We start from the raw sequence: 19,582 nt of genomic DNA on the forward strand, positions 1-19,582 counted from the left end.
AGGAAATAGCATGGCAGAACTTACGCCCATGATGAAGCAGTATTTTGAGATCAAGGACAAGCACCGGGATTATATTCTGTTTTACCGCTTGGGCGATTTCTACGAAATGTTTTTTGACGACGCCAAGCTCGCTTCACGCGAGCTTGAACTGACCCTGACCGGCCGCGACTGCGGGCAGGAGGAGCGCGCGCCTATGTGCGGCGTTCCTTACCACAGCGCGGAAAGTTATATCGCCAAGCTGGTGCGGAAGGGCTATAAGGTCGCGATCTGCGAGCAGGTGGAGGATCCCAAGCTGGCCAAGGGCCTTGTCCGCCGTGAGATTGTTCGCATGGTAACGCCCGGCACGGTGATCGAATCCTCCATGCTGGATGAAAACCGCAACAATTTTCTCGGCTGCGTTTTTTCCGCGGGCGGCCGGATCGGCGTTTGCTTTGCCGATATCACGACAGGCGAAGCTTACGCGACCGGCTCGGATTCTTGGGGCGAGATCCTCAGCGAGCTGGGCCGGTTTGGCCCGCGTGAGGTGCTGGTCGGCGGGGAAGCGGCGGGAGAAGCGCAGCTTACGGCCTTTCTGCATGAACGGCTGGAAGCCTTGATCGAGCCCATGCCCGAGGAAAGCTTTGACGCGGACGCTGCGTCAAAGCGCATCATCGATCGTTTTCGCGTGACCGACTTTGACGCGGCCGGATTGACCGAGCTGCCGCAGGCCGCGCAAAGCATCGGCGGCATGCTCTGCTATCTGGAACAAACGCAAAAGTCGAGCCTTGCGAACCTCAACTCCTTGCAGGTATACCAGCAGGGCAAATACATGGAGGTAGACCTGATCGCCCGCCGCAATTTAGAGTTGTGCGAGACCATGCGCACGCAGGAAAAGCGCGGCACGCTGCTGTGGGTGCTGGACCGCACCAAAACCGCCATGGGCGCGCGCCTGATCCGGCAGTGGATTGAAAAACCGCTGCGCAACCCGCTCCATATCGAACGGAGGCAGCACGCGGTGAGCGCGCTGTTTGAAGATGTGATCGCGCGGGGCGCGCTCGCCGACGAGCTCAACCGGGTGTTCGACATGGAACGGCTGATCGGCCGCGTGGTATACGGCACGGCCGGCGCGCGCGATCTGCGGGCGCTCTGCGCCGCGATCGAGCATCTGCCCGCCATTCGCGAGGAGGCTTCGCGCTTCGGCACGGGTTTGCTGCGCGAACTGACCGGCAGGATCGATCTTTTGGAGGATGTGCGCGTGCTGATCGCCTCCGCGATTGTGGACGAACCGCCGATCAGCCTACGCGACGGCGGACTGATCCGTACCGGACACCATGAAGAGATCGACCACCTGCGCGATCTGGCCAGCGGCGGCAAGGGGGAAATCGCGGCGATCGAGCAGGTCGAGCGCGAAAAAACGGGGATCAAGGGCCTGAAGATCGGCTACAACCGCGTGTTCGGCTATTATATCGAGGTAACGAAGTCCAATGTGAGCATGGTGCCGGATCATTATATCCGCAAGCAGACGCTCGCGAACTGCGAGCGCTATATCACAGAGGAGCTTAAAACGCTCGAAAGCACGGTGCTCGGCGCGCAGGAACGCCTGACGGCGCTCGAATACGAGGTGTTTGTTCAGGTACGCGAAGCGGTCGGCGCCGAGGTGCACCGCGTACAGGCCACCGCGCAGGCGCTCGCCACGCTGGATGTGCTGTGCGCGCTCGCGGAAGCGGCGGCGGAAAACAACTATGTTTGCCCCACGGTCGACTTTTCCGGCCGTATCGATATCCGGGACGGCCGCCATCCGGTGGTGGAAAAAATGCTGGCGGACAGCCTGTTTATCCCGAACGACACGGTGCTCGACAACAAGGAAAACCGCACCGCCATCATCACCGGCCCCAACATGGCCGGCAAATCTACTTATATGCGCCAAGTGGCGCTGATCACCATCATGGCGCAGATCGGCTCGTTCGTACCGGCGGCCGCGGCGCACATCGGCGTGGCCGACCGCGTGTTTACCCGCGTCGGTGCGTCGGACGATCTGGCGAGCGGCCAGTCCACCTTCATGGTAGAGATGACCGAGGTTGCCGAAATCTTAAAAAACGCGACCAAGGCCAGCCTGATCGTGCTGGATGAGATCGGACGCGGCACATCGACATACGACGGCATGTCGATCGCGCGCGCGGTCGTCGAATACGTCACGGATACGAAAAAAATCGGCGCGCGCACGCTGTTTGCCACCCATTATCACGAATTGACCGCGCTGGAAGACCTTGTGCCGGGCGTAAAGAACTACAACATCGCGGTGAAGAAGCGCGGAGACGATATCACCTTTTTGCGCAAGATCGTCCGCGGCGGAGCGGACGACAGCTACGGCATTGAAGTGGCCGGACTTGCCGGCGTGCCAAACGCGGTAATCCGCCGCGCCAAGCACGTGCTTGCCGATCTGGAAGCCACCGCGCCCAAGCCCGAGGTGCGCGCCGTAGAGAGCAAGGAAGAAGCGCCGCAGCTTACCATGAACGAGCTTTCCGGCGGCGCTGTGGCCGACCGCCTGCGCGCCATGCAGGTGGATACCATGACGCCGATCGAGGCGCTCAACGCACTGTACGAGCTGAAAAAGCTGCTTTGACAACAAGCGCTGTATTTGACCCGACCTTCTGAAAGGAATCAAAATGGCAATCATCCATGAACTATCCCCGCATTTGGCCGACCTGATCGCGGCGGGCGAGGTCGTAGAACGGCCTGCGTCCGTTGCGAAAGAGCTGGTGGAAAACGCGATCGACGCGGGTGCGACGCGTATCACGGTGGAAATCGAAAACGGCGGCATATCCTATCTGCGCATCGCGGATAACGGCTGCGGTATCGCGGCGGAGGACGCGCCCATCGCGTTTCGCCGCCACGCGACCAGTAAGCTGCGCACCGAGGAAGATCTGAACAAGATCGGCACGCTCGGTTTCCGTGGCGAAGCGCTGGCCGCTATTTCCTCCGTCACCCGCATCGATTTGTTTACCCGTCAGGCCGACGCGATCGCGGGCCTGCACCTGCATCTGGAAGCGGGCCAGATACAGACGTGCGAAGAAGCGGGCTGCCCGGTGGGCACGACCATGGTTGTGCGCGATCTGTTTTATAATACGCCCGCGCGCATGAAATTTCTAAAAAAGGACTTTACCGAAGCGGGCTATATTCTCGGCGTTGTGCAGCACGCGGCGCTGTCGCATCCCGAGATCGGTTTCACCATGATCCGGGACGGCAAGCAGGTCTTTACGACCGATGGGCGCGGCAAGCTGATCGCGCCCGTGTTTGCTGTTTTCGGCAAGGAAATGACCGATAGCATGCTGCCCGTCCCCAAAACCGAGCACCAAAATATGACGGTGACCGGCTATATCGTCAAGCCTCATCTGGGGCGTCCCAACCGGGGCATGCAGCATTTTTTCGTCAACGGCCGCTATGTCAAAAGCAAGCTGATGCAGGCCGCGATGGAAGAAGCGTACCGCAATGCCATGATCACGGGCAAGTACCCCTCCGGCGCGGTCTTTCTGGAATTGCCGCTGAGTTCGGTCGACGTTAACGTGCATCCGGCTAAAACAGAGGTGAAATTTTCGCAGGAAAAGCCGGTGTTCGAGGCCGTCTATATCGCCTGCAAAAATGCGCTCGCGGCGGGCGATAATATCCCGCTCTTGACGCATCAGGAAAAACCGTCTCCCACGCCCGCGCCCCGGGAGGATAATCTTTCGGCCGCGCAGCAGCAGATCACGGTTCCGGTTTCGCCACCCGCGACAGCGCATGAGGCGCTTCCGCGTGAGGAAAAAAACGCGCCGCCGCCCATAGAAGACTTTTTTGTCGCCGTGCCGCCGCGCGCTGTGCGTCCTCAGCGGCCCATAGAAAGCGACACGGCCGCCGCGCCTATGCAGCCCTATCAATCCACGCCCGGCTTTGCGCCGCGGCGCGTCGACCCGGCGCTGCTTCAGCCGCTGCGAGAAGAGGCGGAACCGGTACAGGTGCCGCCGGAGCAAACGCCCGCCGCCATGCCGGCGGTACCCGCCGAAAAGCAGGAGCCGGCGGTTCAGACGATTACCGGCGGCGCGCGCGTGATCGGCGAGTGCTTCCACACCTACTTGATCGCGGAGGACGCGGACGGACTGATTTTAATCGATAAACACGCCGCGCATGAGCGCATGCTGTTCAATAAGCTGCGCCGGGAGAGCGTTATCCCCTCACAAGAGCTATTGACGCCCGCCGTTGTCGAATTGACGGCCGAGCAGGCCGCCGTGCTGCGCGAGCAGCTCAACGAACTGCGGCAGGCCGGGTTTGACGTGGATCCTTTTGGGGAAAATAGCTTTGCCGTTCGTTCTGCGCCCGCTTATCTGGATTTCGGCGATATCCCCGCGGTGATCAGCGAGCTGGCGGAAAAGACGCTGACCAGCCGCGCGCCCGTGCCCGACCGGCTAGACGATCTGATCCATATGGTCGCCTGCAAGGCCGCCATCAAAGCGGGCAAGGCGACTTCGCTGACGGAATTGCAGGATCTGTGCGACCGGGTGCTGAGCGACGAGGACGTGCGTTCGTGCCCCCATGGCAGACCCACCACCGTACGACTGACCAAATACGAGCTGGACAAGCTGTTTAAGCGTGTCAACCAATAGGAGTGAACCGATGGATAACCGCCTGATCTGCCTGTGCGGTCCAACGGCGAGCGGCAAAACTGCGCTTGCCGTTACGCTTGCCAAAATGCTGGATACGGAAATTATATCGGCTGATTCGATGCAGGTATACCGCTATCTCGATATCGGCACGGCCAAGCCCACGCTGGCCGAGCGCGAGGGCGTACCGCATCATCTGATCGACGTGTGCGAGCCGGATGAGAGCTTTTCCGTTGCACGCTATGTTGAGCTTGCGGACGGCGCCGCCGCCGATATCCTGCGCCGTGGCATGGTGCCGATCGTCGCGGGCGGAACCGGGCTTTATATGAACGCGCTGATCGAATGCGCCGCCTTTTCCGGCAACGAGACCGACGAGGCCGTGCGCGAAAAATATCGCCTCATGGCGCGGGAGCAGGGGAACGACGCGGTGCATGCCTGTCTTGCGCGGGTCGACCCCGAAAGCGCGGGCAACCTGCACCCCAATAATCTCAAACGCGTGATCCGCGCGCTCGAGGTGTACGAGCAGACCGGCATAACGATTGGCGAATTGAATAGGAAAAATAAGCGGCCCGCGCCCAAATACGACGCGCTGATGATCGGCGTATGCCCGGCCGACCGGCAGGTGCTTTATGAACGCATCGACCGCCGCGTCGATCAGATGCTGGAACAGGGCCTGCTGGAAGAGACCCGCCGCCTTTTGGAGGCCGGCCGCCTGACCGGGACCGCCGCGCAGGCGATCGGCTACAAGGAATTAACGGCCTATTTGCACGGCGAAGCGACGCTCGCCGCATGCACCGAGCTACTCAAGCGCCGCAGCCGCAACTACGCGAAAAGACAGCTGACATGGCTGAAAAAGGATGACAGGATCCACTGGATCTATTATAATAAAGGGGAAGAACTTCGCTTCCTCCTCCAAGAAACGACAAAATATCTGCAAAAACACGGTGTACAATGAGACCATAATTTGTAAATTATGGAGGAATTGTTGTGAGAAACGAAATCAACCTACAGGACAGAATGCTTTGCGCGGTGCGCCAGCAAGGCCAAAACGTGACCGTGTTCCTGACCAACGGCTTTCAGATGCGGGGCGCCGTGCGCGGCTATGATAATTTCACCGTTATTCTGGAAAGCGACGGCAAGCAGCAGATGATCTATAAACATGCCATATCCACCATTATTCCGCAGCATCGCGTGGATCTTTCCGGACACAGGGAGGAGAATGACGGCGCGGAATAAATTACATAGCGAGGACAAGCCATGGCGAAAAAGACAAAAGCCAAACAAAAACAAAATCAAAGACAGGGCACAGGCGCAAGGCCGATCTTGATCGTCATTTCTGTGCTCTTGGTCGTTTATCTGGGCGCGCAGATCTATTCCGCTTTTTCCGGCTCGATCGAGACGGCCAGCGCGGTGCATATCACGGCGAACGACAGCTTTGCGGCGAACGGTTGGTTTTTCCGTACGGAAACCACCGTGTCCGGCAGTGAAAGCTCCACGGTAAAGCACATCGTTTACAGTGGTGAGCGTGTGCAGCAGGACGCGGCGCTGGCCACCGTTTACGCGGACGAGCAGACGTTGTCCCTCAGCCGCGAGCTCGAAGAGGTCGAAGGCCAGATCGCCACGCTCGACGCCGCGCTGCAAACCGCGGGCGACGGTTCGGACGCGGCCAAGCTCGACCAGTTGATCACGCTGAATCTGCAGCAAATGACGGCGCTTCTCAAGTCCGGTTCGGGCACGACGCTCGCGCCCGCCGTGGAGTCTCTGCGCTCGCTCTCGCTCAAGCGCGACGCGGGCAATCTGGACGCCGCCACGGTTTCAGCGGAGCGCGACGCGTTGACAGGCGAGCAGCAAAGCCTGTCCCAGCAGGTCTCCGGACGCACCAATCAGATCACTTCGCCCGCCTCCGGCTATTTTTCCGAGATCGTGGACGGATATGAAAGCATCCTAAACCCCGACCAGCTCGAAAAAATGACTGTGGAGGAGTTCCGGGATTTGACCGAGACCAAACCCGTGCGGGCTGACGACGCGCTTGGCAAGATCGTGCAGGGCTTTAGCTGGTATCTTGCCGCCGAGGTGCCTGTCGCGGAAGCCGACCGGCTGGCCAAGGCGGGCAGCGTGCGCGTCAATTTTACGCGCGCTTCGATCGAAACGGCGGCAACGGTATATGCCGTCAACAAGGAACGGGACGCGGAGACCGCGCTGATCGTTTTGGAGGGCAATGAGTTTAACAGCGAGATGGTTTCGATGCGTGACCAGCCGATCGATATCATCCTCGGCACCTACACCGGCTTGAAAGTGCCGAAGGAAGCCGCGCGCATGATGACCGATTCCGAAGGAAACAGCCGCCTCGGCGTATTCATCCTGAGCGGTTCGGTTACCAAATTTAAAAATATCACACCGCTTTTTGAGACAGATTCGTATTATGTCGTCGAGCAGAGCGCGACCGACGCGAGCGCTCTGGTAGCGCAGGATAAGATCATCGTGCGCGGTAAGGGCCTGCAAAATAATATGGTGGTGAACACATGACACAAGAAGAGAGAATAACGCTGGCGGAAAGAATAAAGGACGTGCAGGCGCGCGTTGCGCGCGCGGCCGTAGCCAGCGGCCGCCGCGCGGAGGATATCACCCTTGTCGCCGCGACCAAGATGAACGACGCGGACAGGGTGCGCGCCGCGATCGAGGCGGGCATTCGCGTATGCGGCGAAAACCGCGTGCAGGAGCTGACCGATAAATACGAACAAAACGCCTACGCGGGCGCTGATCTGCAATTTATCGGTACGCTGCAGTCTAATAAAATCAAATATCTGATCGGCAAGGTATCTCTCATCCAGTCGGTCGGCTCCCTGAAGCTCGGGCAGGCGATCGCAAAAGAAGCTGCAAAAAAGGGGATCACGCAGGATATTTTGCTGGAAGTCAACATCGGCAGGGAGCAGGCAAAGAGCGGACTTATGCCCGAAATGCTTCCGGAAGCGCTCGATCAGCTGCGTTTGCTGCCCGCAATACGTATCCGCGGCCTGATGGCAATTCCGCCGATTGCAGATGAAACCACGAAAAATTTGCGCTATTTCAACGAAATGCACCAGATATTTGTTGACATTTTGACGAAAAAATACGATAATGTAAATATGGATTATTTGTCTATGGGTATGACAAATGACTTTGAAACAGCGATTTCATGCGGTTCCAACATGGTTCGGATCGGCACGGCGATTTTTGGCGCGCGTCCCTATCCCGTTCCCTAGCCGCAAGTCATAAGGAGGAACTTTCTATGGGTTCGATCAAGGGTTTTATTGATTGGGTCAAGGGGGAAGATGTCGAAGACGATTTTGACGAGCAGGTGCCCCGCCAGCGCGCGGAGGAACCCGCTATCTCGTCTTCGCCGTCCGCGTTCGACGCGCCCGAGACCACATCTTCCGTACGACGCAGCAATAAGGTCGTCAATATCAACGCGACAACGCAACTGGCTGTTGTGCTCGTTAAGCCCGACCGGTTTGAAAACGCCGCCGAGATTGCCGACCATCTCAAGGACAAGCGCACGGTTGTGCTCAACTTAGAGCAGACCAATAAGGACGTTGCGCGTCGCTTGGTCGATTTCCTCAGCGGAGTGGCTTATGCCAATGAAGGTAAAATAAAAAAAGTTGCAAACAGCACATACATCATAACGCCGTATAACGTCGATATCATGGGTGATCTGATCGATGAGCTGGAAAACAACGGCATGTACTTTTAAGGCTGAATAACGTGAATCATTTTGTAATTTATCTGGTTTCGTCCATCATCCGGTGTTTTGAGTTTATGTTCTTCGCGCGTGCGATCATGTCTTGGTTCTCTCAGGGCAGTAAGATTCAGGAGTTTCTTTATCTCATCACAGAGCCGGTCATTATGCCGTTTCGCGCCTTGTTCGATCGCTTACAGATCCTGCGCGGCTTTCCGCTGGACATACCGTTTTTTGCAGCGTTTTTAATGCTGGAGTTACTACAGGTTTTACTTTACAGCCTGTAGGCCTTTTCAGCGGGTATGCCGCAGCAAACTGACGAAACCATGGTTTCGGTTCGAGGTGGTCGGGTTCGCCCGGCCATTTTACCGTGTTTAACGGCAATATAGAAAGATAAGCAGAAAAAGCGCCGGGTAAACCGGCGCGAAAGTACGGAGGAAAAACGATATGACGGTGCAGGAAATTCAGGAAATCGGTTTTGAAAAGGCGGTCTTCGGCGGCTATGATATGAAGTCGGTCGATACCTTTTTGGAGCGCGTGGCCGAGGAATTTGCCGCGATGCAGAAGGAAAACGCCGCGCTCAAGGCCAAAATGAAGGTTCTTGTCGATAAGATCGAGGAATACCGCGGCGTGGAGGACGGCATGCGCCGCGCGCTGATGAGCGCGCAGAGCATTGCGCAGGAAACGGTCGACAAGGCCAAGGCGGAAGCGGAGCAGATCCTTGCCGCCGCCAAAAACGAAACGGAAAACAAGGTCAAGACCACGCAGGGCGAAATCGCGCTGGAAGAGCAGAAGCTGAAAACGGCGCGCAAATATACGTCGGACTTTATATATCGCGTTTCCGCGGTCTATCAGGCGCAGGCAAAGGCGCTGGCCGATCTGGCGAAGGCGGAAAAGCTTGTTCGCGAGCAAGCGCCCAAGTCCCCGGCGCAGCAACAGACCCAGCCGCTCGACCAGCAGGTGGGGCAGCAGGTATCCAATATCATCGAGGATGAAACCGCTGAAAAGGGGGATGAGCCGGTCGCGGAAGCGACCCGCCGGATACCCATGCCGGATAGCGGCAGAACAGAAAAAAACTTTGATTTTGGCGAACTGAAATTTGGGAACGATTACGATCCCAAGGATGTTAAATAAGGAAAGCCCAAACACGAAAGGACGGACACGACGGTATGTCGCAGGATTACAACCAGACGATCAATCTTCCCAAAACCGATTTTCCCATGCGCGCAGGTTTGCCAAAGCGCGAGCCTGATTTTCTGGCAGGCTGGGAAAAGGACGATCTTTATCAGACACTGATGCAAAAGAACGAAGGCAAGCCGCTCTTTGTTCTGCACGACGGCCCTCCGTATGCCAACGGCAATCTGCATATGGGGCATGCGCTCAACAAGATTCTAAAGGATTTCATTGTGCGCTATAAAAGTATGGCGGGCTTTCAGGCGCCCTATATCCCGGGCTGGGATACGCACGGCCTGCCGATCGAGCGGCAGGCGATCAAGGCCTACGGCATGGATCGGGACAAGGTGTCGACTGCGGAGTTCCGCTCTAAGTGCGAGGAATTTGCACAGGCGCACGTCGATACGCAGCGCACGCAATTCAAGCGCCTCGGCGTAATCGGCGAGTGGGATCGCCCGTACCTGACGCTGACGCATGATTACGAGGCCAGCCAGATCGAGATCTTCGGCGAGATGGCGAAAAAGGGCTATATTTACAAGGGCCTAAAGCCCGTCTACTGGTGCCCGCACGATGAGACCGCGCTGGCCGAGGCTGAAATTGAATATCAGGACGAGCCGTGCTCGTCCATCTATGTAAAGTTCCATGTGACCGACGATAAGGGCAAGATCAGCCCGATTACCGGCGGTCTGGATCATGTATACTTCGTCATCTGGACGACGACGACTTGGACGTTGCCGGGCAACTTGGCAATCTCGGTCAATCCCGCGTTTGCGTATGATCTGGTGAAGGTTCCTTCCGGCGATATCTATGTGCTGGCCAAGGAACTGGCCGCCGCGGTCATGAAGGCGGCGGGGATCGATTCGTATGAGGTCGTCGGCACGCTGATGGGCTCGGATTTAGAGATGATGCGCACCAAGCATCCGGTTATGGATCGCGAAAGTGTCATCCTCTGCGGCGACCATGTCACGCTTGACGCCGGTACCGGCTGCGTACACACCGCGCCCGGCTTTGGCGCGGACGACTTTGTCGTCTGTCAAAAGTACGACATTCCGATCATCGTCCCGGTCGACGGCAGAGGCATCACAACAAAGGATGCGGGCAAGTATGCCGGTATGTACTACGAAAAGTCCACGCCCGTCATTTTGGAGGATCTCAAGGCTTGTCATGCGCTGCTGGCGATTGAAAACATCGTGCACAGCTATCCGCACTGCTGGCGCTGCAAGAACCCGATCATTTTCCGCGCGACCGAACAGTGGTTCTGCTCGATCGACGCGCTCAAGGACGATGCGGTGAAGGCCTGCGCCGGTATCAAATGGATCCCTGCTTGGGGCGAGGAGCGCATGACCTCGATGATCCGCGAACGTTCGGATTGGTGCATTTCGCGCCAGCGCGTCTGGGGCGTACCGATTCCGATCTTTACCTGCAAAAAATGCGGTAAGCCGCTCGTAAGCGAGCAGACGATCCGCTTGGTTGCCGACCTGTTCCGCGAAAAGGGCTCGAACGCTTGGTTTGAACTGGACGCAAGCGAGATTCTGCCCGCCGATGTCACTTGCGAATGCGGCAGCCACGAGTTTGAAAAAGAAACCGATACCATGGACGTTTGGTTCGATTCCGGCTCGTCTTGGCGCGCGGTGATTGAAAACCGCGAGGGCCAGCAGACCCCGGTGGATGTTTATCTCGAGGGCAACGACCAATACCGCGGCTGGTTCCAGTCCTCCATGCTCACCTCGATCGCAACACAGGGCAAGGCGCCCTACAAGACCGTCATCACACACGGCATGATCGTGGATGAAGAACGTCAGAAAATGTCCAAGTCGCTTGGCAACGGCATTGCGCCGGACGATATCCTTAACCAGTACGGCGCCGACGTCATGCGCCTTTGGGTCGCTTCCGCCGATTATCGGCAGGATATGCGCATTTCCAAGGACATGCTCAAGCACTTGTCGCAGAATTATCTGAAAATCCGCAATACGGCGCGTTATATCCTCGGCAATCTCAGCGATTTTGATCCCGCAAAGGATCAGATCGCCTATGCGGATATGCCTGAACTGGATAAATGGGCGCTGATGAAGTTGAGCGAGCTTACCGCTAAGGTGCGCGCCGGTTATGATGCGTATGAATTCCACACCGTCTTCCACGCGATTCATAACTTCTGTGTGGTGGATATGTCGAATTTCTATCTGGATGTGATCAAGGATCGTCTGTACTGCGACGATACGACCGGCTTAAGCCGCCGTTCCGCGCAGACTGCGATGTACCTGATCCTCAACGCGCTGGTGCGTATGCTCTCGCCGATTCTTTGCTTTACTGCGGATGAGATCTGGCAGGCTATGCCGCACGGCGAGGGAGACGATACCCGCAATGTCGCCTATAACGATATGCCTTCCGCCTGCGACGCCTATACGTTCGATGAGGCCGGCATGGCAAAGTGGAGCAAGCTTACCGCTTTCCGCGATGACGTGAACAAGGCGCTTGAGGGCGCGCGAAACGAAAAGGTAATCGGCAAGCCGCTGGAAGCCAGCGTCACGATTTACGCGTCTGAAGAAGACGCAAAGATGCTTAGCGGCTGCGGTCAGGAGCTGGCCGATCTTTGCATCGTTTCCGAACTCAAAGTCGTTTCCGGCGAGGGCGAGGGGATGGCGAGCGAATACTTCCCGGGCCTGACGATTGCGGTTCAGCGGGCCGCTGGCGAAAAATGCCTGCGCTGCTGGAAACAATCCCACTCCGTCGGTACGGATGCCAAGCATCCGGCGCTGTGCGCGCGCTGCGCACAGGTCGTCGGCTGAAATGAAAAGGGGAAGGGGGAACAGAAATGTATCTGTTCCCCTTTTTTACGAAAAGGAGTTTCATCTATGCCTTTCTTCATCATCGCGGCTGTGCTGATGATCGCCGCCGATCAGGCGGTAAAATACTGGGCGCTGACTGTTTTGCAGCCACAAGGGACGATCCCGGTGATCGAAAACGTATTCCATCTGACCTATGTAGAAAATCGCGGCGCGGCGTTCAGCCTGTTTGCGAAGTTTGACTCTCCATGGCTTTTTGTCGTGCTCGCAACGGTGATCACTATTGTGATCATCTATGTGCTGCACAAAGGCGTCATCCAGAGCAATCTGGGCCGCTGGTCCCTTGTGCTGGTTGCCGCCGGTGCTCTAGGCAACGCGATAGACCGTGCGGTACGCGGTTTTGTGGTCGATCTTTTTGACTTTCGACTGATCCATTTTCCAGTGTTCAACGTTGCCGATATTTTTATTTGTTTGGGCGGGCTGCTGTTTGTGATCTACGTGCTGTTCCAGCATAAGGATAAAGAACCCGCCGTGGCTCAGGAGACGGAAGACCATGAATGAGCATATCCTTTCTGCTATGTCGGAGGACGCGGGCAAGCGGATCGATAGTTACCTATCGGAGCAGATCGAAGGATTGACCCGTTCGGCGGCGCAGAACCTACTCAGCGACGGTGCGGTCGTCGTGAAGGGGAAAACGCTGAAAAAGAATTACAAGCTGCTTGGCGGCGAACAGATTACCGTTACCATACCCGCGCTCCGCGAAACTGAGCTGCTTCCTGAAAATATACCGCTTGATATAGTCTATGAAGATGCGGATATCATCGTGGTCAATAAGCCGCGCGGCATGGTCGTTCATCCGGCTGCTGGAAACTGGTCGGGCACGTTGGTCAATGCGCTGATGTATCACTGCGGCGACAGCTTATCCGGCATTAACGGCGAGCACCGGCCCGGTATCGTGCACCGGATTGATAAAGATACGAGCGGTCTGCTCGTGGTCGCTAAAAACGATGCGGCTCACCAAGGCCTAGCCGCCCAAATCGCGTCACATAGCGCGTTTCGCGGCTATGAAGCAATCGTTGTGGGATCGCCGCGACTCGATGAAGGCGTGGTGGATAAGCCGATCGCCCGCCATAAGACCGATCGCAAGAAAATGGCGATCATCGAAGGCGGCCGCGAAGCGGTGACGCATTATCAGGTCATCAAACGGTATCACGGCTATACGCACCTGTCGTTCCAACTGGAAACCGGCCGCACGCATCAAATTCGCGTACACATGGCGTCGCTGGGACATCCGATTATCGGGGACCCGTTGTATGGCCTGAAAAAAGATCGTTTTTCGAGTATCGGGGGACAGTGTCTGCATGCCGCGCGTTTGACGCTGCGGCATCCCAAAACAGGGGAACTGATGGAATTTTGCGCCCCGCTGCCCCTATATTTTACAGAAATTCTTGCTAAACTGGAGCGTATGGAATGAAAAAGTTTGAAGGCGTCCTTTTGGCCTGCGACATGGACGGCACGCTGCTGGACAGCGACCGGCGCATTTCGCCCCGCAACGAGCAGGCACTCCGTCACTTTACCGAGGAGGGGGGACTGTTCTCTCTGGCGACCGGCCGCGCGCCTAAAGCGATTTTAGCCTATCTGCCGCAGCTGCCGTTTAATGCGCCGTATAGCCTGCTGAACGGCTCGCTGGTGATGGATGAACAGCATAATGTGCTGCGCTGCGCCGGCATGCCGGCGGACACGAAGGAACTGATCAGCGTAGCATTGTCAAATTTTTCACAAATTGGTTGTGAAATCTTTGTAGATGACCGGATCCTGATCCGGCAGATGGGTGAAGTCACGGCGGAACACCTACGGATCTTAAAGCTCGACTACGAATTGGTCGCACAGGATGAGCTTGGCGACACCGCCGACTGGTGTAAGATCAACTTAACCGGAGACCCGGCCGTGATGCGGCAGCTGAGAGAGCTGCTACAGCCTTACGCGGATCGGTTTTGTATCTCTTCCAGCATGCCGTCGTTCTGTGAGATCACAGCGCTGGGCGTACACAAGGGTACAGCCTTGCGATCGATCGCAGCGCGCTGTGGTGTGGCTGAACAAAACATCTATGCGGTCGGCGACAGCTATAACGATGAGATGATGCTGCGCACCGCGCATATCGGATTTGCACCTCAAAATGCCGAAGCAGATATCGTAAAGGTTGCGGACGTTGTCGTCTGCGATAACAATCGCGGCGCCGTGGCCGATGCTGTGGAATGGCTGGACAAACAATACACATAAAATAAAATTCAGAGGGCCGTCCTGATTTGGTTGGTAGACCCCTCCCCTCAATTATACAAAATCTTTATTTTGTATAATTGGATATATACTTTTTACCTGCCTTGAACGACTCCCTCCTTGTTTAGGAAGTTCTGTGTTTATGAAAACACGCATCAAAGAAGCAATATTGGTTGAAGGACGCTACGATATCAACACCGTTCGTCAAGTCGTTGATACCGTTGTGTTGGAAACCGGCGGTTTTCGTATCTTTAAGGATGACGAAAAGCTAAATCTTCTACGCCGGATCGCGGAAACGCGCGGGCTGATCATCCTGACGGATTCGGATGGCGCGGGCTTTGTCATTCGAGGTTATTTAAAGGGTGCACTCGCGGCTGGTACGATCAAGCAGGCCTATGTGCCGGATATCGCCGGTAAGGAACGCCGCAAGCGGCATGGTTCCAAGGAAGGAAAACTTGGTGTGGAAGGCATGCGTCCGGAAACGATCTTGGAAGCGCTGCATCGTGCCGGCGCTACCTTTTTAGACGGCGATGGATCGTATGCCGCCCAGCACCCGCCCCTCACCAAAGCCGATCTATATCAAATGGGCTTGACCGGGCGACCGGACAGCGCGATCCGCCGCCGCGCTCTGCTGCGCGCGCTGCGCCTGCCCGAGCATATGACCGCGGGCGCCCTACTGGATTTCGTCAACGCTGTGGGCACGCGCGAAGAAATTGATCGAATTTTAGCGGATTTTTCGGATAGTCATTGACAAATGTGAGCGACAGCGCTATACTGATACCGTAAACTAAATCAGTTCTGTTTCAGGGCGGAGTGAAATTCTCCACCGGCAGTGAACGGGGTTTTCCCCGATAGTCTGCGAGCCGCAAGGCATGATGGGTGTGAATCCCAACCGACGGTATAGTCCGGATGAAAGAAACAGGTGTATTTCGGTACGTCTGCACGCCCTTGGACTTTTATGTCCAAGGGTATTTTTGACCCCGTTGAAAGCAGAACTCCTATAAAAAGGAGATCGACGACTATGACAAAAGCAAGTAAGATCACGTACACCGCGGTATTTGCCGCCATCGCCACCATCCTGATGTTTTTTGAATTCCCGCTACCGCTCATGCCTCCGTTTCTGAAGGTCGACCTGTCCGGCGCTGTAGTGCTAATCGGCGCGTTTATCTTTGGCATCGGTCCGGCCATTACCATGATCGGTATTAAGGATCTGATCCATTTAACCATGTCGCAGACCGCCGGTTCCGGTGAGTTGGCAGATTTCCTCATGCTTTCCACGCTGGTTGTGGTTGCCGTACTGCTCTATCGTACGCATAAAAGCCGCAAGATGGCGGTGCTGGGCTGTGTGCTGGGCGGCGTCGCCATGTCGTTCGTCGGCATGCTGACCAATTACCTGCTGATTATCCCCTTCTATTCCACGATGATGCCTCTGGAAGCGATCTTTGGCATGTGTGCGCAGGTCAATCCCTCTATTACCGGTATGGCGGGTTATTTGCTGTTCGGTATTTTGCCGTTTAACCTGATTAAGGGCGCGATCCTGACTTTGATCACCATGCTGGTCTATAAAAAGCTTAGTGTTTTTATTAAATCCAAGCAGATCTCGTTCCACCATGCAGGCACCGAGGTCAACCGTTAATTTGATTTAAAGCGATAAAAAAAGCGTTCCGAAGCTTTTCGGAACGCTTTTTTATCGCTTTTTGTCGTTTTTAAAATTTGCTGCAAGCGTGAGTAACGTCAGTTCTATTTGCTTTTGACGGTCCACGGCGCTGCCCTTGAGCGCGGCGTCTGTCTCTGCACAGATGGCCGCGGCGCGGCGCAGCCAGCTCAGCGGCACTCGCCGCGCGGACGTTTGAATGCGGCGCGCATAGTAGGGGGATTTTGTGCCAAGAAGTTCAAGGAGCATCCGCTCCCCTCCCCTTGCCTCGTCGCAAAGCTTCGCCCCGTAAAGGCGCTGGATATGACGCAGAATGACCGTAAAGATCATGACCTCGTTATTTTTCTGCGCGATCAGATCGCCGGTAAGGGCAACGGCGCGGTCGAACCTTCCCTCGGTGATCGCGTCGGTCAGGTCAAATACGACAGCCTCAAGCACGCGGGAACAAACGGAATCGATGTTATATTTTAAAATCTCGCCGGTCGTGGCATGCGCTGCTGCTTTTTCGATTTCGCCGGAAAGATTGGTCATGGAATTGCCGCACAGGAAAATCATGTAGGAGCAATTTTCCGGCGAAATCGCCCGATCAAGCGCGCGGCACCGGCGCTCGATCCACGCGCAGAGCTCTCGTTCCTCCAAGTGGTCGAACTGAGCGAAGCAGGCCTTTTTTTCAAGCGCTTTATATAGCTTGGTGCGCTTATCCGGCTTGCCGTCCATGACATCGTAATAAAAGACAAGGCATAAATAGTCGGGCAGATCGGAAAGAAGACCGGGCAGCAGATCGGCAAAACCGCCGGGCGGCTTCCAAAGATCGAAATCGGTGACGACGACCAGCTTTTTTTCCGCCATGGCCGGGTAGCTGTCTATTGCTTCGGTCAGTAGCTCCGGCGTAAGGGATTTGCCTTCAAACTCTGTCAAATTGAACTCCGCAAAGGTCGGATCAACGACCACTCGCTTCCAGCTCACTTAGATAGTGTTCCTTCATATAGGTCTCTTCGCCGGAAATAAGGTAGAGCGAACCGACGCTCCCCTCCCGCAGGTCGCGGATCAGCTGCGCCTTCCCTTCGGACGCGTTTTTTGCCGCCAAGGATTATTCCTCCTTCCAAGGATAAACTTGTTCGATCTCTCCGACTTCATATGGCGTCACCACAGGAATCCCGTCAAACCGGCCTATCGCGGGCGCACCCGATGCCAGCAGGATACTTTCCGCGCCTGTTTTCGCAATTGTACGGCGCAATAAATCCGGGTCTTCGATATGGCTCTGCGAGAGCACAAGCGTTTGCCCGTGCACCTCGTTTTCTTGCAGAAATGCAGCAAGCTGTTTTTGTGTGGGACTGTGCAAAATCAGCGTATGTGTGCCGATCTGCACGCCAAGCTTTCCATCGGCGACTGAAAAAACAGTAAGCGGTAAGCGGCTCGAAACCTGCTCTTGCCCGCTCACCTGTGTCACCGGCACTTGAGTTGTATCCAGCAGTTTTATCAGTTCGGTATTGTGTTTGGTTTGTTTATAACCTGCGGGGATCACGATCATACCGACAGCCGTATCCTGCAACAGTTGCGGCAGGTCGCGCGCATGTCCTAGATCCACGGCGGTCAGGACCAGAGTATCGATCTGGTCGAATTCGTGCCACGCCATCCATTCGCGGACTTTGCCAGCCGCATCCCGATAGCCGCTGCCGCTGCAATCGATCAACGCCAGATCCGAGCCCGCACGGGATACCAGCACAGCCTGCCCTGTGCCGCAGGGCAAATACGTGACCGTATAATGCCGTTCGGCGTAGGATGACCCCAGCACGGTACAAAGGCAGATCGCGCCGCAGAACACAGGCAGCGCAACGCGCCATTTCACGCGCTGCGTATCGAAGGTCCAAAGGAGCACAGCGGTGAAAAAGAGTAAGACCGACGCCATGCCAAAGGCATCGCCCCAGTGAATCAGGCCAAACGGAAGCATGGCAACGCTGTTTGCAACAAACAAAACATACCGCAGAAACGGCGCGATTAGCGCACCAGCCACATGAGCGGCGCCGGGCAGTATAGGAAATAACAGGCAGGCGGCAAAACCGCCGACAAAGCAAAGTCCTGTTACGCCAACGACCAAAAAATTGCTGAGCAGCGACAACACAGAGACATAACCGAAGGAAGACAGCAGCACCGGTGTGGTGAACAAGGTGGCGCAAACCGTACACGACACCGCGCCAGCCAGCACGGAAAAGGCGCCGCGCAGTGGACGCGGCCATTTCTCAGCCCCCTGCATCAGCCTGCGCTGCATTCTGCCGGACAAGAGGATCAGACCAAGCGTTGACAAGAAGGACAACTGCAAGCCTAGGCTGGCGATCGCATGCGGATTGGCCGCAAGCAACACCGCCAAAGCGATAAAAAGCGAATTGAGACTGTCCGCCTGTTTTTTAAAGCAGAACGCGCCCGCTGCGATGCAATACATGATGCCCGCGCGGATTACCGAGGGCGTTGCGCCGGATACCGGAATGAAAAACAAAATGAGCAGCACGGAAAGCGGCGTGCCCCACCTTCTTCCGAATAGCAAAAAGCAGAACCCAACCAAAAAGCCCACGTGCAGTCCGGATACCGCCACGAGGTGACTGAGCCCCGCCTTGCGCAGCGCGATAGCATCCCTATTTGACAGACCGCTTTTGTCGCCGAGCAATAAGGCGGTGAGCAAGCTGCTTTCCCGTTCGGGCAGAAGCTGCCGTATCGCGGCACGGCATTGGCCGGCCAAGCGCTCCGGCAAGAAAATAAGCCGATCGCGCTCACTGCCGGTAACAGCGAAAAAGGCGGGCGAACCGTCCTTTTGGTCCGCATCCTTGGCATAGGAAGCGGCGATAAAACATCCATCCGCCGCCTGAAAGCGAAAACGGTCAAAGCCCTCGGCATCGCTCGCACGGTAAAACTTTACCGTTGCCTGTATCGTGTCGCCCGTTTGAAGCGGCTTTTCAGTCAGCGGTAAATAGCACTGGGTCTTAAAGGCGCGCGGTACCATGTCCCCTGCTTTGACACGAAGGGTCGCTCGCTGACTGTCTTCGTAAACGGTTGGATCATGGCACAGTACTGCGGAAACCGTTATGGTTTTACCGTTCAAAGCCTGCACCGGACGAACAAGAAGCAAATCATAAACCGCTAGATAGGCAAAAGCGCTTGCCGCGGCAAGCGCAATCACCAATACCGTTCGTATACGGGGCCGTTCCAAAAACACCGCCAGCGCCACAAGCAGCGCCGCTAACACGAGCAGCAGCAGGCGCAGATCGATGCTGACGCCATACAGCACCCCAAGGGAAAATGCCGCCGCGCAGACCGGCACGCAGAATACAACTGGCCGTTTGGTCATGCGGGCGGCACCTCCCCTTAATCAGCA

The 19,582-nt window shown here is 56.4% G+C and carries 18 protein-coding genes and 1 riboswitch; of the genes, 15 read left to right on the top strand and 3 right to left on the bottom strand.

The window, feature by feature from the left end; all coding sequences use genetic code 11:
* Positions 1–10: 10 nt before the first annotated feature.
* The 15 genes from mutS (at position 11) to RWV98_RS10090 (ending at position 16,197) form a co-directional block, all read left to right on the top strand.
* On the top strand, positions 11–2,602 hold the full coding sequence (mutS, locus tag RWV98_RS10020) for a DNA mismatch repair protein MutS (protein ID WP_317865639.1): 2,592 nt from the start codon (positions 11–13) through the stop codon (positions 2,600–2,602).
* Positions 2,603–2,645: 43 nt separating this feature from the next.
* Positions 2,646–4,616, top strand: a complete 1,971-nt coding sequence (gene mutL, locus RWV98_RS10025; protein ID WP_317865641.1) for a DNA mismatch repair endonuclease MutL — start codon at positions 2,646–2,648, stop codon at positions 4,614–4,616.
* Positions 4,617–4,626: 10 nt separating this feature from the next.
* Positions 4,627–5,568: a tRNA (adenosine(37)-N6)-dimethylallyltransferase MiaA gene (gene miaA / locus RWV98_RS10030; protein WP_317865643.1), complete on the top strand. Its 942-nt coding sequence runs from the start codon at positions 4,627–4,629 to the stop codon at positions 5,566–5,568.
* A gap of 26 nt (positions 5,569–5,594) precedes the next feature.
* Positions 5,595–5,849: an RNA chaperone Hfq gene (hfq, locus tag RWV98_RS10035; RefSeq protein WP_280960652.1), complete on the top strand. Its 255-nt coding sequence runs from the start codon at positions 5,595–5,597 to the stop codon at positions 5,847–5,849.
* 21 nt (positions 5,850–5,870) lie between these two features.
* Entirely contained in the window at positions 5,871–7,139 is a 1,269-nt protein-coding gene (locus tag RWV98_RS10040; RefSeq protein WP_280960638.1) for an HlyD family efflux transporter periplasmic adaptor subunit, read from the top strand.
* Entirely contained in the window at positions 7,136–7,855 is a 720-nt protein-coding gene (locus RWV98_RS10045; RefSeq protein WP_317865646.1) for a YggS family pyridoxal phosphate-dependent enzyme, read from the top strand. The genes RWV98_RS10040 and RWV98_RS10045 overlap by 4 nt, the downstream gene beginning before the upstream one ends.
* 26 nt (positions 7,856–7,881) lie before the next feature.
* Positions 7,882–8,343 (top strand): cell division protein SepF, encoded by a 462-nt coding sequence (locus tag RWV98_RS10050; RefSeq protein WP_280960640.1) that lies wholly within the window; start codon positions 7,882–7,884, stop codon positions 8,341–8,343.
* Between the two features lie 11 nt (positions 8,344–8,354).
* The gene (locus RWV98_RS10055) at positions 8,355–8,615 is read left to right on the top strand and encodes a YggT family protein (RefSeq protein ID WP_280960641.1); all 261 of its coding nucleotides are present in this window, start codon (positions 8,355–8,357) and stop codon (positions 8,613–8,615) included.
* Between the two features lie 160 nt (positions 8,616–8,775).
* Positions 8,776–9,462, top strand: coding sequence for a DivIVA domain-containing protein (locus RWV98_RS10060; RefSeq protein ID WP_317865649.1), 687 nt, complete (start codon positions 8,776–8,778; stop codon positions 9,460–9,462).
* A 35-nt stretch (positions 9,463–9,497) separates the two neighbouring features.
* Positions 9,498–12,287: an isoleucine--tRNA ligase gene (gene ileS, locus RWV98_RS10065; RefSeq protein ID WP_317865651.1), complete on the top strand. Its 2,790-nt coding sequence runs from the start codon at positions 9,498–9,500 to the stop codon at positions 12,285–12,287.
* A 66-nt stretch (positions 12,288–12,353) separates the two neighbouring features.
* Complete coding sequence (gene lspA, locus RWV98_RS10070) at positions 12,354–12,845, top strand: signal peptidase II (protein ID WP_317865653.1); 492 nt, start codon at positions 12,354–12,356, stop codon at positions 12,843–12,845.
* Entirely contained in the window at positions 12,838–13,758 is a 921-nt protein-coding gene (locus RWV98_RS10075) for an RluA family pseudouridine synthase (RefSeq protein ID WP_317865655.1), read from the top strand. Before lspA ends, RWV98_RS10075 begins: the two co-directional genes overlap by 8 nt.
* Positions 13,755–14,564: a Cof-type HAD-IIB family hydrolase gene (locus RWV98_RS10080; protein ID WP_317865657.1), complete on the top strand. Its 810-nt coding sequence runs from the start codon at positions 13,755–13,757 to the stop codon at positions 14,562–14,564. The genes RWV98_RS10075 and RWV98_RS10080 overlap by 4 nt, the downstream gene beginning before the upstream one ends.
* A 139-nt stretch (positions 14,565–14,703) precedes the next feature.
* A complete protein-coding gene (locus RWV98_RS10085; RefSeq protein WP_280962119.1) occupies positions 14,704–15,312 on the top strand; it encodes a toprim domain-containing protein in 609 nt (202 codons plus the stop codon).
* Positions 15,313–15,356: 44 nt separating this feature from the next.
* Positions 15,357–15,486: riboswitch (FMN riboswitch) on the top strand.
* A gap of 96 nt (positions 15,487–15,582) precedes the next feature.
* The gene (locus RWV98_RS10090) at positions 15,583–16,197 is read left to right on the top strand and encodes an ECF transporter S component (RefSeq protein ID WP_280962120.1); all 615 of its coding nucleotides are present in this window, start codon (positions 15,583–15,585) and stop codon (positions 16,195–16,197) included.
* A 51-nt stretch (positions 16,198–16,248) separates the two neighbouring features.
* On the opposite strand, the gene holA is transcribed toward RWV98_RS10090, so the two are convergent.
* From holA to RWV98_RS10105, 3 genes are read right to left on the bottom strand one after another with little or no spacing between them, the layout of a single operon-like run.
* On the bottom strand, positions 16,249–17,181 hold the full coding sequence (gene holA / locus RWV98_RS10095) for a DNA polymerase III subunit delta (protein ID WP_317865661.1): 933 nt from the start codon (positions 17,179–17,181) through the stop codon (positions 16,249–16,251).
* Positions 17,156–17,302, bottom strand: coding sequence for a hypothetical protein (locus RWV98_RS10100; protein ID WP_317865663.1), 147 nt, complete (start codon positions 17,300–17,302; stop codon positions 17,156–17,158). The genes holA and RWV98_RS10100 overlap by 26 nt, the downstream gene beginning before the upstream one ends.
* Positions 17,303–17,305: 3 nt before the next feature.
* On the bottom strand, positions 17,306–19,555 hold the full coding sequence (locus tag RWV98_RS10105) for a ComEC/Rec2 family competence protein (RefSeq protein ID WP_317860494.1): 2,250 nt from the start codon (positions 19,553–19,555) through the stop codon (positions 17,306–17,308).
* Positions 19,556–19,582: the final 27 nt, after the last annotated feature.

It is taken from the genome of Agathobaculum sp. NTUH-O15-33, assembly GCF_033193315.1.
Taxonomy (GTDB): domain Bacteria; phylum Bacillota; class Clostridia; order Oscillospirales; family Butyricicoccaceae; genus Agathobaculum; species Agathobaculum faecihominis_A.

What these genes read in the sequence shown, in the direction of transcription:
- mutS (WP_317865639.1), top strand. Translation starts at nt 11, where the DNA reads ATGGCAGAACTTACGCCCATGATGAAGCAGTATTTTGAGATCAAGGAC.
- mutL (WP_317865641.1), top strand. Translation starts at nt 2,646, where the DNA reads ATGGCAATCATCCATGAACTATCCCCGCATTTGGCCGACCTGATCGCG.
- miaA (WP_317865643.1), top strand. Translation starts at nt 4,627, where the DNA reads ATGGATAACCGCCTGATCTGCCTGTGCGGTCCAACGGCGAGCGGCAAA.
- RWV98_RS10040 (WP_280960638.1), top strand. Translation starts at nt 5,871, where the DNA reads ATGGCGAAAAAGACAAAAGCCAAACAAAAACAAAATCAAAGACAGGGC.
- RWV98_RS10045 (WP_317865646.1), top strand. Translation starts at nt 7,136, where the DNA reads ATGACACAAGAAGAGAGAATAACGCTGGCGGAAAGAATAAAGGACGTG.
- RWV98_RS10050 (WP_280960640.1), top strand. Translation starts at nt 7,882, where the DNA reads ATGGGTTCGATCAAGGGTTTTATTGATTGGGTCAAGGGGGAAGATGTC.
- RWV98_RS10060 (WP_317865649.1), top strand. Translation starts at nt 8,776, where the DNA reads ATGACGGTGCAGGAAATTCAGGAAATCGGTTTTGAAAAGGCGGTCTTC.
- ileS (WP_317865651.1), top strand. Translation starts at nt 9,498, where the DNA reads ATGTCGCAGGATTACAACCAGACGATCAATCTTCCCAAAACCGATTTT.
- lspA (WP_317865653.1), top strand. Translation starts at nt 12,354, where the DNA reads ATGCCTTTCTTCATCATCGCGGCTGTGCTGATGATCGCCGCCGATCAG.
- RWV98_RS10075 (WP_317865655.1), top strand. Translation starts at nt 12,838, where the DNA reads ATGAATGAGCATATCCTTTCTGCTATGTCGGAGGACGCGGGCAAGCGG.
- RWV98_RS10080 (WP_317865657.1), top strand. Translation starts at nt 13,755, where the DNA reads ATGAAAAAGTTTGAAGGCGTCCTTTTGGCCTGCGACATGGACGGCACG.
- RWV98_RS10085 (WP_280962119.1), top strand. Translation starts at nt 14,704, where the DNA reads ATGAAAACACGCATCAAAGAAGCAATATTGGTTGAAGGACGCTACGAT.
- RWV98_RS10090 (WP_280962120.1), top strand. Translation starts at nt 15,583, where the DNA reads ATGACAAAAGCAAGTAAGATCACGTACACCGCGGTATTTGCCGCCATC.
- RWV98_RS10105 (WP_317860494.1), bottom strand. Translation starts at nt 19,555, where the DNA reads ATGACCAAACGGCCAGTTGTATTCTGCGTGCCGGTCTGCGCGGCGGCA.